We start from the raw sequence: 14,287 nt of genomic DNA, 5'->3' as shown, positions 1-14,287 counted from the left end.
ACACGCAATTCCTAGAGGGTGCATGGTGTTCATAGTTCGTCGTCGTTTCGGATCAGCTCGAAGAAGGCGCGTTCTAGGTCAGGGCCATTCGGGCGTAGGGCACCAATGATCCTGCCATGATTGAGGACGGAAATCCGATCGGCCACACGCGCCACTTCGTCCAGGAAATGGCTAGAAATAAGCACGCCCGCTCCCTGCGCCGCGCGCTGCCGTAGGAGTTCGCGCAACTGAATCACCCCGGCGGGGTCGAGCGCGTTGGTAGGTTCGTCGAGCAGGATTAGCGCGGGCGCATGTTGCACCGCTGAAGCGATCCCAAGGCGTTGACGGTTGCCTTGGGACAGGTGACGGGTCCGTAGTTTCTCGTAGCGGTCTAGTGCAAACTCAGAGAGTGCGTTTTCGACAACTGGCTTGATGCGAGCGCGAGTAACCCCGTGAAGGCGTGCCGCGAGAGTGAGGTTGGCGCGAGTGGTGAGATCGGGATAAGCAAAGGGGCGTTCCACCAGATGCCCGACGCCGCGCCACGCGTCGTTTGGCATGTGATCAACTGGGACCCCTGCTATGCGAACGTATCCTTCCTCGAGATTTAGCATTCCCAAGATCACGCGCATGAGCGTGCTTTTGCCGGCGCCGTTCAGGCCGATGAGGGCGTGTATCTCCCCGGAAGCAACGCTCAGATCGAGCCCAAAAATGCCTTGAGAATCCCCGAAGTCGCGTGTTGCCCCGCGAACGCTGAGTAGGTCAGCCATCGTTTCCTTCTAAAACGTCAAGGGCTACGTCTAGGGCCTCGGGCAAGGCAAGACCTTCCGCTTCGGCCCATTCGAATAGCGCTGCAGTGAGCGCCGACATTACGGCGGCCGCGGCGACGCGGGCGATGAGTGCCGGCGCACCGTCGGCATGAAGCTGATCAGCGATACGTACTTCCGTGGCTATGTTGGAGGCATGGGTCGAGGCGCGCAGGGACGTTGAGCCAGCGATGATTTGGATTCGACGTCGGAGCATCTTTGTTTCTGCATCCGGCATCTGGCCCAGTGCCGAGCGTATGCCGGCAGTAGCCCTAAGCAACGCTGGGGCGTTTTCGGGCTGCGTGGCGATCATTTGCGCAATGACTGGGTCGTACGGATCAGCGAGGACCACCTGGTCCTTGCTACTGAAGTGGCGAAAGAACGTCATCTCGGTTACGCCCGCGGCGGTGGCGATATCAGAGACCGTGGTCTGCTCGAAACCGCGCTCCTCGAAAAGATCTAGTGCATATTCCAGTAGCCGTTGGTGGGTACGTTCTCGCCTGGATGACATACCAGAATGTTAGTCACTAACATTTGCGTGGGTCAATGTATATGCTCGTGATAATTCCAAGGGCGCATCTGGGTCGGTGAAGAAGCGACGTGCTGGTTCTAACCTGATCGAAGACGCCTCACCGAATATCTTCTGCAGGAGAACGCCGAATACTACTGGGTTCCGCCAATGCGCGGTCCCTTTGTACTGGGAACTACGTTCAACGCCCGGAGGATCAGCCGATCCGGTACAGTTCGTGGCCGACGCTACTGCACATCGGCCAGCAGACCCATGAGTTCAGGTCCCATTTCTACTTGGGTAAACAACACCTGAAACGAACCGTCGGGGTCGATGTGCACATTGGTGCCTAGGCCTCCGGACCAACCGTATCGGCCAGCTTGCGCGCCGGAGGTTTGTACCGCCACGCCGAACCCCCAGCCGGTCTCGTTCCAGAAGCCCGGGAAGAAACTGTCCGCGGTTTTGAGTTCCTCCGGAATCTGGTCACTACGCATTAGCTCTAGCAATTCTGGTTCGAGCAGACGCTGCCCACCATGCCATCCGGATGCGGCTAGCATTCGGGCAAATGCGGCATAGTCGCTAACCGTGGAGACCAACTCCGCGTGGCTCAGATCGAAGTCTGCTGGCGCAACGTAGAAGCCCGACCCCGCCGGTTCGATTTCGACAAGTGGCCCATCGGGCAGGTGGCGATAAGCCGCCGGTAAACGGTGAGCCTGCGCGGCAGGCACGGTGTAGCCGGTGTCGTGCATCCCCAAGGGCGCGAAAATGTCTTCACGTAGGTGTCTCTCGAGATCTCCGCCTACCAATCGAGAAAGTAGTATCCCGAGCAGGCCGAAGGAGTGGTGGTAACGCCACCCATTGCCCGGCTGGAATGCCAGAGGTAAGTCGGACAGTGCCGCTACCCACTCTTGCGCTCCCAAGGCGACCGGCTCCTGCCCGGCTTGAGTCTGGTTAGCGATCATCGCACGTTGCAGTGGACAATCGCTGGTCATCATGCCGTAGCCCGAGGTATTGGTCAGGAGGTGACGTACCGTGATGGATCGTTCCGCTGGAACCGTATCTTCAAGAGGCCCGGCGGGGCTACGCAGGACGCGCCGGTTGGCCAACTCGGGGACCCAACGTTCAACCGGATCATCGAGGGTCAGCATCCCGCTCTGGACCAACCGCAGGGTGGCTACGGCCAACACGGGTTTAGTCATCGACTGGATTCGGGCGATGACATCAATCGACAAGTCGCCGGCACGCAGAAAGCGTGTAGGCTCCTCCGTGTTGCCCGTCGCAACCACAATTCCTGGAGCCGTGCCCTGTGCAACGTGGCGGTCGATGACGCGCTGTAACTCGGAGGTCATGCCGTGACCTTAACACGACAGATGTACGCACAGCTAGGCCTAAAGTGACAGGTCCCCGAATCTATGCCTCGATCTCACGGGGTCGCAACTCGTTCGATACGCTACATAAACAGGTGCCATCGAGCATCCGTAGGATGCGCAGATCTTCCGCAAAAGACTCTGGATGCGATAGTTGGAGGGAGAGTTTGCGGCAAGTGAAGGCTAGGCAGTGCTTTGCGCGTCCGCTCCCGAGGCCTCACCCTTGGCGTCCCGGGCAATGGTCCAGACCTCGACCGAAACGACCGAGTGATTGCCTTCAAGATCTGCCAGAATCCCTGTGGCAACCGCATCGAGATCCGTTCCGTTTTGCCAGCGCTCGCCGGAGACGATGACTTGCAACTCGCCGTGGGCGAGAGCGCCCCATCCAAGGATTTGCCGGTGCGGGGCATTGGGGGTCGTCATGCGTGAGAGGTCGGGGTTCTGGCGCAGGTAAGGTTTCATGACGCTATCGGCCCATGGTTGCCAGTCTTCGGTGCTCGAGGCGCTAGGCTCACTTCCGGGGGCAGTCTCTTGCAGCTCTTCGACGCTGACTGGAGCACAACCGACCAACACAGTCAGCAAAACTGCGCTACTGCCGGCGAGCAAGCTACGCGAGATCATGTCAGCGTCCCTTCCCTTGGACAGTCTGAGTGTACCTTCGTTGGGTTCCACCTGCTGGGGCACACGCGGCCGAATTTTCTTTGAACGCAGCCGAGACTTCAACACGGGATGAAAGATAGTTGGCCGGGAGCGATCCGCAGGGGGAAGCGACCGCAATGTTCTTCATCGAGCGTTCATGAAAAGTATGGGCGGAAGCCAGTTATAGGGATTTAGTGCGTGTTTGAATCGGCAAAGTGAGATTGTCGATCGGCCGGGAATTTTTGTGGAGCTAAGGGGAATCGAACCCCTGACCTTTTCATTGCGAACGAAACGCTCTACCAACTGAGCTATAGCCCCGAATACACCTCAGCCTACTGATTTAGGAACAGACTGCAAAATTTCAGAACTTTCCCGCGAGATGCCTAGATATGCAAGTAGACACTTGCATATCATGTTCTTGTGACCGATATTTACCGGGCGTTGGACGATGCAACGCGACGGAAGATTCTTGATGTGCTGTCCGAGCGCGACGGCCAGTCGCTCTTTGAGCTGTGCGGGACATTGACCATGAACCATGGCGTAAGCCAATCGCGACAGTCAATTTCGCAGCACTTGGCACTACTTGAAGAAGCGGGTCTGATACGGGTCGAACGTGCAGGACGCGTGAAATTCCATTACTTCACTCCCGGGCCGTTGGCTGAAATTACGCGGCGTTGGCCGCAAACAATCGAAGGAGATCAGGCATGAAAATTAACATGCTTTCGCTATTTGTCGACGACCAACAGACGGCACTGCGTTTCTATACGGAGGTCTTGGGGTTCCAACCCAAGCACAACATCCCGCTTGGCGAATTTTTCTGGATGACAGTTACTTCGCCGGAAATGCCCGACGGGCCGGAACTGTTGTTGGAGCCGTCGAATCATCCAGCGGTCAAACCGTATCGTGACGCGCTTATGGCCGACGGAATTCCGCTGGCCCAATTTGAGGTGACCGACTTGGCTGTCGAGCATGAGCGCCTGACTGGTCTGGGCGTGAGTTTCACGCAACCACCAACCGACATCGGCACGGCGCTTATCGCCGTGCTCGATGACACCTGTGGGAATCTTATTCAGCTGATCGAAACCAAGAAGTAGCAGCTTTACTGAATGTCGTTGTGCGGGGGTGGGAGTCGGAACTCGCGTTCGGCGTCCACCGACTGCACGCCATCGACCGCGGCCAGCCGGGCCCGGCATTCTGACGAGCCTTGACCGCAGACCTGACCGAGAGATCGCAATATCGATTGCACATGCAATCCTTGCGATCCTAGTTCGGCTGCCACCGCGTCGATGACTTCGATTTTTCGTTCCTCAACGGTTACGATCCACGTCACTAGTCCAGCTTCGTGTTCCATATGCCCAGCATACGCCGCCTGTCTAGACCGGCTCGTAGACCAAATGGGTCGCATTCTCGGTCGCCCGTACTTCACGCTGGGCAAAGTGCTGCAGTCCGCCGCCGCAGAACAACGGGGTGCCCGCCCCGAGCAGTACGGGCGCCAGGTGCAGGTGTAACTGATCGATGAGGCCCGCCTGAAGTGCCGTGCCGATGAGCAGTCCGCCGCCCATCAACACCACATCCTGGGCCGAATCCTTGACGCGGGAGGCGGCCATGGATATCGCCTCGGCAAGACCCCCGGTGGAAAAGGTCCAATCGAGTTGCGTTAAACGTACCGACCGAGGGGGCTGGGAGGTCACCACCACAAATGGCGGGGTGGCCGCCAGCGAGGCTCCATAGCCAACGTCCTCGTTCCAGCCGCCTGGACCATCGACGATATCGAAGAGCTTGCGGCCCAGCACCACGGCCCCTGAGCGTTCGGTCGCCCGGGCCACAAGCTCTTGTTCCTGTGGGTTATCGGAAAATGCCCAGCGGTGCAAAGCACTGCCCCCATCACCAAGACCGTTCTCGAGGCCGGGGTTTGGTCCGGTGACGAAGCCGTCTAGTGACACTGAGATGTCTGCGATAACCGCCATGATTCGTCCTAGAGCTTGGCCGCGACGATACCTAGCCCGGTACCGGCATCGAGCGAGGATAGTTCGAGTCGTTGGGCCTCTTGTACCAGTTCAGCCCACAGCGCCCGACCGCGCGAACCGGTGCCTTGGGCCAATAGCGCGGCGAGACCGGCCACATGCGGTGTCGCCATCGAGGTGCCGCTAATGGTGTTGTAGCGTTTCTGGCCGGGCCACGAGGAATATACGTTGACCCCCGGGGCCGCCACGTCGATCTGCCCGCCCCGGGCAGCCAGCGACTGGGCCGAGAAATCCGCGATCTGTAGGTCGCTGTCCAGCGCGGCGACAGCCATAACGTAGGGGCTATTGGCCGGGGTGCCGACGAAACCTGGATCTCCTTGGGCCCTACGTGCGTTGTTGCCTGCCGCGGCGACTATGAGCGAACCCTGATCCAGGGCACGCCTACCGGCCTGTACATAAGGGGGATGAACATCGCGGACGTCGGCGCCCAAGGACATCGAAATGACGTGGCACTCGTTTTCAATTGCCCAGTCGATTCCGGCGAGGATCGAGGTATCGGTACCCGATCCATTCGTCCCCAACACCTTTCCAGCGAAAATATCTGCTTCATAGGCCACGCCGTAGCCCGGACCGGTCTGTGGAGTCCGCGGTCCACAGGCGCTACCGATGCAATGCGTTCCATGACCGTGTCCGTCGCTGGCGTCCTCACCGGAAACGAAGGATTTGGTCGTCACCGAACGGTCGGCGAAATCTGGATGCGCGGCATCGAAACCGGTGTCTAGCACCGCGACCCTGATGCCCTTGCCGCTTAGTTCGGAATCGAGGGCCCGCACGGCTTGTAGGCCCCATGTTGCTTCGTCGGTATCCGCGAAGGAGGTCGAAGGCGCTTCCGAAAGCACGTGGTAGGTCAGCTCGGGAACGAAACGTAGCGCGGCACGTTCGTCGCTGGCGCGTACTTGAAGCGCCTGCAGTTGCGTGGGTTCACCGTCGACAACGCCGATTCCCAGCCGCGGAAAATAGGTGTCTGTGGTGAAACCCTGCGCGCTGAGCAGGCGCGGGGCGTAAACATTGCGTTGCTCGTCGTCGGTCGTATCGAACAGCACCACAAAGCGATTGCTACTGGCTTCGGTCGTGTGCAGAGTATTTGGCTGGTACATCGCTTGCTCCTTCGAACGGCTTCACTTTGTGGTGCCAGTGTATGAAGTAGTACCGACACTATCGCCGGGCCGCAGGCGCGTCTATGTATTTCGTAAACCACGCGTGCGTCGCACGGCGCGCATCGCATCCATCCCAAGAATGCCCAGCGAGACTGCCAAGAGGCCGTAGATCCAGTAGTCGCTTACGGTCAGTGATTCGCCCAGCAACAGCGAAACCGCCACGAGCAACAAGGGCTCGACATAGGAAAGCAAACCGAAGACCGGGAGCGACAGCCGGGTCGAAGCTCCAAGGTAGGCCGCCATGGCCGCCGCTCCTGAGAAAGCAATGATGCCAACACCGGCAATGGTTGTCAGGGCGGGACTCCCAGTCGGAGTCGTGAGAAGCAGCAACCCCATTACCGGCGTGAGCAGCCCCATTTCTACACCGAAGCCCGCCCGGTGACCTAGGCCGGTGTGGCGACGGGTCATGAAGTAGACCGGATACCCAAAGCAGATCAGCGCGGTGACCCATGAAAACTCGGCCACGAGCAGTACCTTGAGGGTCACCGCAAGACAGGCCACGACGATGGCCACCCACTGCACCCGAGAGATCGGTTCGTGGAAGATGAACCGTCCACCGAGCGCCAGGGTGATCGGCAATAGCAGAAAGCCAAGCGAAGCATCCAGCGCCATTCCATGGGCCGGGGCCCAGACGAATACCCACAACTGGCTGGAGACCATCAGCGCCAGGGCAATTACCAGTAGTGGTCCGCCGCGTATCGAGCGCACAACATTCAAGTATTCGGTCAGGGCCTTTCGGCCCGATTGTCCGAGCAACAGGAGCGCATAGCAACCGAAGGTGATTACCACGCGCCAGGCTAAGACGACTTCGGCCGGGGCGTGCACCCAACCGGAGACCAGGAAGATCAGACCGAATAGCGCCGAAGCACCCAATGACAGGGCCACACCAATTGAGGTGCCGCGGGCGGTCTCGGGCACGAAGCTACTCCTCGAGGGTCGGTTGAGCGGTCGAACGAGATTCAGTTCGCCGCTACCGTCCATTATGAGGGTTGGAGCCGGTGCGCTCCGCCTTCTGTTTACTGATGATGGCGGAGCGCACGTGCACACTAGCCCTTACTGAGGGAGAGCGCGTCGCGGATGGTAAAGAACAGGTCGGTCTGGTCACTGAGCCCAACGACATTGGCTGCCCCCGGCCCGTAGGCGGCGATCCGTAACTGCGTGCCGGTGTGTCCCTGTGCGGCATCTTCCTCGCCGGTGCCGTAAAGGATCGCCATTTCCCCACCGTCAGCGGTGACCAACTTGGAGGTCAGGGCCGGGGATTCGGTATCCGGTGCGACAATCTGACTGGTGTGCGCGTGGTCGGCGGTGACCACGACGAGCGTCTGACCGTCCTGCTTGGCGAAGTCCAGAGCCTGTTGCACCGCCTCATCTAGATCAACGGTTTCGCCAATCTGGCCACAGGGATTTGCCGCGTGGTCTTGTTTGTCGATGGAAGCGCCTTCGACCTGCAAGAAGAATCCCTGCTCATTACCCTTGAGTAGGTCGATGGCTTTGGCCGTCATCGTCTTGAGATCCGGGGACTTGCTTTCATCGCGTGCCGGGTTCTCGGTGCACTTCTGCGCTGGTTTTTCGATCCCATTCTTCGTTGCGTGCTCACCGGTCCAACGCACCTCCATGTTCCCGGGCGCGAAAAGGCCCAGCACCGGGGATTCTTGGTTCGCGACCGTCGTCTGTTGCAGCGCCTGGGCATCATCCACGGTGGTGTAGCCACGAGACTCGGCTTGTGCGCGTAGCGTTTGGCCCTTGTAGGGCCCTGCCTTGGCCTTTTCGGCGAAGGTTTCGGCACCGCCGCCGAAGACCAGATCGGCGCGCGTGTTCAGCAACTGTTCGGTGATTGAACCCTCGCCCCCGTTTTCGAGGGCATTGGATGCGCACTTCGTGCTCGTGACCTCGGGGCCGTAGCACTTGCGTTCGGTGACATGCGCCAGTTGCACGGCCGGGGTCGCATCCTGAATCTCGGCGGTAGTGACCACCCCGGTGGCCAGCTGCTTCTCTTTGGCTAGTTCCAGGAGCGTGGGTTGTTTGGCGCCGTTGATATCCACCGAGATGGCGCCGTTGTAGGTTTTGGTACCCGTAGCCCATGCAGTGCCACTGGCCGCCGAGTCCGTGACATAGTCAGGCTTGCCGTCCTTGTGTAGCGAATAGTGGGTGTACTGACCGGTCAGTGGCAATGCGTCGAGGCCGGCAAAGAATCCACCGGCGCCCTTGGCCACATTGCGTGCGGCGGTAATTTCCGAGTCTCCCATGCCATCGCCGATGAGCAGGATGACGTTTTTGGCACCCGAGTCTTGCACCGCCTGGCGCACGGCATCCGTGGTGTCGCCACCTAAGCGGCGGGCCCCGCCGTGTTCGGCCAGTTCACCAGCTGCCGGGCGGTCGAGTAATGGGGCTGGCTCAGCGGCGGCGTTTCCCGCGGCAATTGCGCATCCGCTCAGCGCGCCGAGGCCCAAGGCGAGCGCCGCGGTAGCAGGCAGAATTTTCTTGATCCGTGCAGTCATCATCAGTCCTATCGAGGGTCGAAGTCTCGCTTCACAGGTTCTAAAGCGTCGCTTGATCCCGAGGTTGACCTGTGATGATTTCCGGTTGGTGAAGCTAAAGCGACCGATGGGTGAACCGCAGGGGGCCTTGTGTCAGGCTTCCGCATGGTTGCGGGGCGCAACAGATCTTCGTGAAATAGGTCTCAAGGGACAATTTGTGACCTAGAGGGCTTGCCGTTGGCTATGCAGGCTGACTCGAAGAGCGCTGGAGCCGCCTCGAATCGGCTCATATAACGCGGATGAACTGAGGTTATGTCGATTCTGCGATTTTTGGCTGGAGGTGCCGTGCGCAAAAAACTGCCCGCGATAGTCTCGCGCGGACCGGCGGCCCTTAGCCTAGAAAAAATCCATATTTTCGCATTCTCAGGTTGAAAGATCAACGACGAGCGACAAGGCTATTAAAGAAAGAACGAGAGTGGTCATAACGAAAAGATTGTGAACAATGACGAATATAGAGACGAACGGGGAAGAACCCCGCGCAGATGAGCAGGGCTTACTGCTAGAGCCTGCCCATCCACACACGGCACCAATTCCGGTGCATATGCATATCGCCGAGGACGACAGCGATGCGCAGATCACCGCCAAGCTGCGTCGTCAAGGTGTGCGCATTGGCAAGGGCGGTATCGCCCCGGCCGTCTTCTGGCCTGCCTTGCTCGTGATCCTGGGCGTGGCTATTTTTGCCATCCTTTCCCCGACCGGGGCCAGCACCGTCTTCTCCACCACCCAGAGCTGGATCGTGAAGAACCTGGGCTGGTACTACATGCTGATTATCGGCTTGTTCGTGGCCCTCGTGCTGGTCATCGGCTTCTCCAAGCTGGGGCGAATCACCCTCGGACACGATCACGAGAAACCCGAATTTGGCCTGATCTCCTGGTTCGCCATGCTCTTTGCCGCCGGTATGGGCATCGGCCTGGTCTTCTACGGCGTCGGTGAACCGCTGATCTACGCCACCGTCGACCCGAAGCCGGGATGGGACGGATCCCAAGCCGAAATGACCGGTCTGGCCATGGCACAGACCTTCATCCACTGGGGCCTGCACCCGTGGGCCGTATACGCCGTCATCGGTCTGGCCCTGGCCTACGCCATCCACCGTCGCGGTCGTCCGGTGTCCATTCGCTGGGCGTTGGAACCAATCCTGGGCGATCGCGTCAAGGGTTGGCTCGGTGACGTCATCGACGTGCTAGCCATTTTCGGCACCGTCTTCGGTGTGGCGACCTCGCTGGGCCTGGGCGTTCAGCAGATCAGCTCCGGTATGAAGGCCATCGGCATCGTTGAGACCGCGGATAACACCCTGCTGGTCATTCTGATCGTCGTGATTACCTTCCTCGCCACGCTTTCGGTGATCAGTGGTCTGGGCGCCGGCATTAAGTGGCTGTCGAACATCAACCTGTCCGTGGCCGGTCTGTTGATGATTTCGGTGCTCATCCTCGGGCCGACGCTGTTCCTGCTGCAGAACTTCGTGCAGTCCCTAGGCGTATATCTGGCCAACATTTTCAACATGACCTTCGACGTTGGAGCCTTCCAGCACAGCGAAGCGGCCGAAAGCTGGTTCTCCTCCTGGACCGTGTTCTACTGGGGCTGGTGGATCGCCTGGGCACCGTTCGTCGGCATCTTCATCGCCCGTATTTCGCGAGGTCGAACCGTGCGCCAGTTCGTTTTCGGCGTCCTTCTGGTGCCGACCCTGGTGGGCTTCCTGTGGTTCTCCATCATGGGTGGTTCGGGTATCTTCCGTCAGTTCTTCGGCGAGGGCGACTTGGTTCAGGACGGAGAGGTGTCGGCCGAAGGCTCGCTGTTCACCGTGCTCCACGGCCTACCACTGGGGCAGATCTTCTCCGTGGTGGCCATTATCCTGGTCGCGATCTTCTTCATCACCTCCTCCGACTCCGGCTCCTTGGTGGTGGACATGCTCGCCTCGGGTGGTCACCCGAACCCACCGACCTGGTCGCGTGTACTGTGGGCTGTCCTCGAGGGTCTGCTCGCTATCGGGCTGCTGCTGGCCGGTGGTCTCAGTACCCTGCAGGCCGGTTCGCTGGCCACCGCGTTGCCCTTCAGCGTGATCATGATCCTGATGGCGATCGCGACGATTCGCGGACTGAGCTACGAGTCGCGGGTCTTGGACTACCACGACCAGCGCCGTCACCTCGATGCGCTGACCGAGCACGTCTCCGGCGAGCTGATGAACAACGTGGAAGACATGCCCGAACTGCGGCGCTACGTCGATGACCGTATCGACTACCGCATTTCACGCACCCGCGGTGGTCTGCGCCGCGACACCGGTACGGGAAAGAAACCCACGAAGTAGTTCCGCGGACACGCCAACGGGCCGCTTGCAACACCACGAAGTGTTGCAAGCGGCCCGTTTGTTCGTTCGGGGCTGGGCAGGTTGCCCTTGTGCTACGTCATGTGCCGCCAAGGCATTGCCAGTAAGGCCCAATGGATGTTTGGATCGGGATTGTGACGCCTCGAACCAATAACTAGGAGGTAGAGCAACATGAGCCACAGCGAACATATTGTGATTGTCGGTGGCGGTCTAGCCGGCGCGACCACCGCCATCGAACTACGCAAGCGCGGCCACGCTGGCCAAATCACCCTCATATCCTCCGAAGAGCATCTTCCCTATGAGCGTCCGCCGCTATCCAAGGACTTTCTGCAGGGCAAGAGCGCGGTCAAGGATTTCACCGTGCGCGAGGAAGAGTATTACACCGAGCACGACATCACCCTGCAGCGCGGGGTCACCGTCACCGGCCTAGACCGGGCCGAACGGGTGGTGCGTCTCTCGGACGGAACGAGCCTCGGCTACGACCAGCTGGTGCTGGCCACCGGTGCCCGGCCGAATACCGGGGGATCCGCTCCGATTGAAGGGGCCCAGCTCCCCGGGGTGCACCTGCTGCGGAGCATCGAAGATTCCCAGGCCCTACGTGAGAACCTTGGCGAGGGGAGCACCCTGGCCATCGTCGGCTCGGGCTGGATCGGGATGGAGGTCGCCGCCTCCGCCACCCAGCTGGGTGCGAAGGTCACCGTCATCACCCCGGATGCCGTACCCCTAGCTGCCGTGCTCGGCGAGCGCTTCGGCGAGCACCTGTTGAAGATGCACCGGGCGCAGGGAGTCGACTTCAAGTTGCAGACCAAGGTTCGCTCGATCCATGCCGATCATGGGGAACTACTGGTCGATACGGACGCCGAACCGGTCCGTGCCGATCACGTTCTGTTGGCCATCGGTGCCGTGCCCAACACCGAGTTGGCCGTCGCGGCCGGGATCCAAACCGAATCCGGCATCGTTGTCGATGCATCATTACGCAGTAGCGACCCGAACGTTCTGGCTATCGGTGATGTGGCTCAGGCCTTCAATACCACCCTGCGGCGCCAGCTGCGCGTGGAACACTGGGATAACGCGGCCCGCCAGGGCGCCCTAGCGGCCAGCACATTGACCGGCGGCGATGATGAGTATGACTGGTACCCGTACTTCTTCACCGACCAGTTTGATCTGGGCATGGAGTTCGTCGGGCAGGCCGAGTCCGGCGATGAGGCGGTCTTCCGCGGTGGGGACGACGAATTCATCGTGTTCTACCTGCGTGAAGGCGTGATTCGTGCGGCCATGAACGTGAACCTGTGGGATGTCAACGACACCTTGCGGGGCCTGATCGGACGTTCCATTGAGCCCGAACGACTCCGCGATCCGCAGATCGATCTCGAGTCCCTTTAGGCTCTGGGCGCGGCGGTGTCTGTCTGCCATACTGTGAGGTACCAAGCCTGCGAAAGTGAGGGCCGAAGATGGACACCGCCGACGTCATCCTGCTGGGCATCGACTCGGATCAAGCACCGGTTGTACTGGAGCAGGCGCTGAGCCTTGCGCAGGGCCTCTCCGCCCGGTTGCTGTGCGTTCAAGTGCAGACCGGCCGGCTCGTGGCCGATAGCCTAGTCAACCCACCGGCCGCGCACCCGTTCGACGAGCCCCCGGAATTCGATGCTGAACTGGCCCAGCGGATCACCGCGGTCACCGAGCAGACCTCCGTGCCCACCGAACTTCGGATGGTCTCGGGCGATGCAGGGAAAGCCCTGGCGGCCGTGGCCCAAGAGGTTGGCGCGCGGGTGATCGTGGTTGGTACCCGGCACGCGGGGCTGCGCAGCCGGTTCGCCGAACTACTCGACGGTTCGGTGGCCGTCTACCTGGCACACCACCAGCCGATCCCGGTGATGGTGGTGCCCCAGGAGGTCACCCCCGCGCCCTGAGCGCACGCTTAGGGCACCAGCATGACTTTCAGGGCGCGACGCTGATCCATGGCCGCATACCCTTCCGCGGCACGTTCCAGCGGTAACTCGGCATCGAAGACCAGTCCGGGGTTGACCGAGCCATCGAGAATGCCCGGCAGCAGGCGCTTGACATAGCCGCGCACCGGCGCGACTCCACCGGTCAGCGTGATGTTATTGCCAAAGAACTTGCGTCCCACATGGCCCTGCGAATACTGCGGCACGCCCACCCGGCTGATGGTTCCGCCCGGTCGCACGATCCCGAGCGCCTGTTCAAAGGCCGGCATATGACCCACCGCCTCGAGCACCTCATGCACTCCGAGACCGCCGGCGAGCTCACGCACGCGGGCGATGCCCTCCGCGCCGCGCTCTTCCACCACATCGGTGGCACCAAATTGGCGCCCTAAGTCGGTGCGCGCCTGATGACGTCCCATCAAAATGATGCGTTCGGCCCCGAGCTGCTGGGCGCTCAGCACGGCCAAAAGTCCCACGGCACCGTCACCGATAACAGCCACCGTGTCACCGGCGGACACCTTTGCGGTGTGGGCGGCATGGAAACCGGTGCCGTAGACATCGGACAGGGTGAGCAAGCTGGCATAGTGTTCGGGCGAAATTCCGGGTTCCACCGGGACCAATGTGCCTTCGGCCAACGGTACCCGGATGAGTTCGGCCTGACAGCCGTTGCCGGTCATTGACGAGTAGCCGCCGCCGTGCAGGCAGGAGGTAAACAGACCGGCCGCGCACATTTCGCAGTTGCCGCACGAGACCATGAAGGGACCGATTACCAGATCCCCGGCGCGCAGGGAAGAAACCTCGGAGCCGGTTTCGAGGACCTCACCGATGAATTCATGCCCAATGCCCGCTGGCTCTTCTAGCGCCCGGTCGCTGCGGTAGGGGTGCAGATCAGAGCCGCAGATGCAGCTGCGCACCACCCGTACCAGTGCGTCGCTGGGTTCGACAATCCGTGCGTCCTGGACCTCTTCGACACGGATATCACCCTGACCGTGCAGAAATGTTGCTTTCAT

The 14,287-nt window shown here is 60.6% G+C and carries 15 protein-coding genes and 1 tRNA gene; 5 read left to right on the top strand and 11 right to left on the bottom strand.

What is annotated here, in order from left to right; translation table 11 throughout:
* Positions 1 to 29 precede the first annotated feature (29 nt).
* The 5 genes from ACYU0X_RS14150 to ACYU0X_RS14130 all read right to left on the bottom strand — a co-directional run bounded on the left by ACYU0X_RS14150 (position 30) and on the right by ACYU0X_RS14130 (position 3,614).
* Positions 30 to 746, bottom strand: a complete 717-nt coding sequence (locus ACYU0X_RS14150; protein WP_461901349.1) for an ABC transporter ATP-binding protein — start codon at positions 744 to 746, stop codon at positions 30 to 32.
* Positions 739 to 1,293 carry a TetR family transcriptional regulator gene (locus tag ACYU0X_RS14145; RefSeq protein ID WP_461901348.1) on the bottom strand — a complete coding sequence of 185 codons (555 nt, stop codon included), beginning with the start codon at positions 1,291 to 1,293 and terminating at the stop codon, positions 739 to 741. The genes ACYU0X_RS14150 and ACYU0X_RS14145 overlap by 8 nt, the downstream gene beginning before the upstream one ends.
* A gap of 245 nt (positions 1,294 to 1,538) precedes the next feature.
* Positions 1,539 to 2,639 carry a serine hydrolase domain-containing protein gene (locus ACYU0X_RS14140; protein WP_461901347.1) on the bottom strand — a complete coding sequence of 367 codons (1,101 nt, stop codon included), beginning with the start codon at positions 2,637 to 2,639 and terminating at the stop codon, positions 1,539 to 1,541.
* A gap of 201 nt (positions 2,640 to 2,840) precedes the next feature.
* The gene (locus ACYU0X_RS14135; RefSeq protein ID WP_461901346.1) at positions 2,841 to 3,278 is read right to left on the bottom strand and encodes a hypothetical protein; all 438 of its coding nucleotides are present in this window, start codon (positions 3,276 to 3,278) and stop codon (positions 2,841 to 2,843) included.
* Positions 3,279 to 3,541: 263 nt separating this feature from the next.
* Positions 3,542 to 3,614, bottom strand: a tRNA-Ala gene (locus tag ACYU0X_RS14130).
* Between the two features lie 102 nt (positions 3,615 to 3,716).
* Between ACYU0X_RS14130 and ACYU0X_RS14125 the strand changes: the two genes are divergently transcribed.
* Together ACYU0X_RS14125 and ACYU0X_RS14120 are read left to right on the top strand one after the other, a co-directional pair.
* Positions 3,717 to 4,004: an ArsR/SmtB family transcription factor gene (locus ACYU0X_RS14125; RefSeq protein WP_461901345.1), complete on the top strand. Its 288-nt coding sequence runs from the start codon at positions 3,717 to 3,719 to the stop codon at positions 4,002 to 4,004.
* Positions 4,001 to 4,390, top strand: a complete 390-nt coding sequence (locus tag ACYU0X_RS14120; protein WP_461901344.1) for a VOC family protein — start codon at positions 4,001 to 4,003, stop codon at positions 4,388 to 4,390. Before ACYU0X_RS14125 ends, ACYU0X_RS14120 begins: the two co-directional genes overlap by 4 nt.
* A gap of 5 nt (positions 4,391 to 4,395) precedes the next feature.
* On the opposite strand, the gene ACYU0X_RS14115 is transcribed toward ACYU0X_RS14120, so the two are convergent.
* The 5 genes from ACYU0X_RS14115 to phoA all read right to left on the bottom strand — a co-directional run bounded on the left by ACYU0X_RS14115 (position 4,396) and on the right by phoA (position 8,975).
* Positions 4,396 to 4,647: a hypothetical protein gene (locus ACYU0X_RS14115; protein WP_461901343.1), complete on the bottom strand. Its 252-nt coding sequence runs from the start codon at positions 4,645 to 4,647 to the stop codon at positions 4,396 to 4,398.
* Positions 4,648 to 4,669: 22 nt separating this feature from the next.
* Positions 4,670 to 5,263: a dihydrofolate reductase family protein gene (locus ACYU0X_RS14110; RefSeq protein WP_461901342.1), complete on the bottom strand. Its 594-nt coding sequence runs from the start codon at positions 5,261 to 5,263 to the stop codon at positions 4,670 to 4,672.
* Positions 5,264 to 5,271: 8 nt separating this feature from the next.
* Positions 5,272 to 6,417 (bottom strand): S8 family serine peptidase, encoded by a 1,146-nt coding sequence (locus ACYU0X_RS14105; RefSeq protein ID WP_461901340.1) that lies wholly within the window; start codon positions 6,415 to 6,417, stop codon positions 5,272 to 5,274.
* A gap of 81 nt (positions 6,418 to 6,498) precedes the next feature.
* The gene (locus tag ACYU0X_RS14100) at positions 6,499 to 7,395 is read right to left on the bottom strand and encodes an EamA family transporter (RefSeq protein ID WP_461901339.1); all 897 of its coding nucleotides are present in this window, start codon (positions 7,393 to 7,395) and stop codon (positions 6,499 to 6,501) included.
* Between the two features lie 128 nt (positions 7,396 to 7,523).
* Positions 7,524 to 8,975, bottom strand: coding sequence for an alkaline phosphatase (gene phoA, locus ACYU0X_RS14095; protein WP_461901337.1), 1,452 nt, complete (start codon positions 8,973 to 8,975; stop codon positions 7,524 to 7,526).
* Between the two features lie 481 nt (positions 8,976 to 9,456).
* On the opposite strand from phoA, the gene ACYU0X_RS14090 reads away from it, so the two are divergent.
* From ACYU0X_RS14090 to ACYU0X_RS14080, 3 genes are all read left to right on the top strand, one after another.
* The gene (locus tag ACYU0X_RS14090) at positions 9,457 to 11,316 is read left to right on the top strand and encodes a BCCT family transporter (protein ID WP_461901335.1); all 1,860 of its coding nucleotides are present in this window, start codon (positions 9,457 to 9,459) and stop codon (positions 11,314 to 11,316) included.
* Positions 11,317 to 11,505: 189 nt separating this feature from the next.
* Positions 11,506 to 12,717 carry an NAD(P)/FAD-dependent oxidoreductase gene (locus ACYU0X_RS14085; protein ID WP_461901333.1) on the top strand — a complete coding sequence of 404 codons (1,212 nt, stop codon included), beginning with the start codon at positions 11,506 to 11,508 and terminating at the stop codon, positions 12,715 to 12,717.
* Between the two features lie 68 nt (positions 12,718 to 12,785).
* The gene (locus tag ACYU0X_RS14080; RefSeq protein WP_461901331.1) at positions 12,786 to 13,244 is read left to right on the top strand and encodes a universal stress protein; all 459 of its coding nucleotides are present in this window, start codon (positions 12,786 to 12,788) and stop codon (positions 13,242 to 13,244) included.
* Positions 13,245 to 13,252: 8 nt separating this feature from the next.
* On the opposite strand, the gene ACYU0X_RS14075 is transcribed toward ACYU0X_RS14080, so the two are convergent.
* Complete coding sequence (locus tag ACYU0X_RS14075) at positions 13,253 to 14,287, bottom strand: alcohol dehydrogenase catalytic domain-containing protein (protein ID WP_461901329.1); 1,035 nt, start codon at positions 14,285 to 14,287, stop codon at positions 13,253 to 13,255.

The sequence above is a fragment of the Glutamicibacter sp. X7 genome, assembly GCF_054889245.1.
This window is presented reverse-complemented; position numbering and strand designations above follow the sequence as displayed.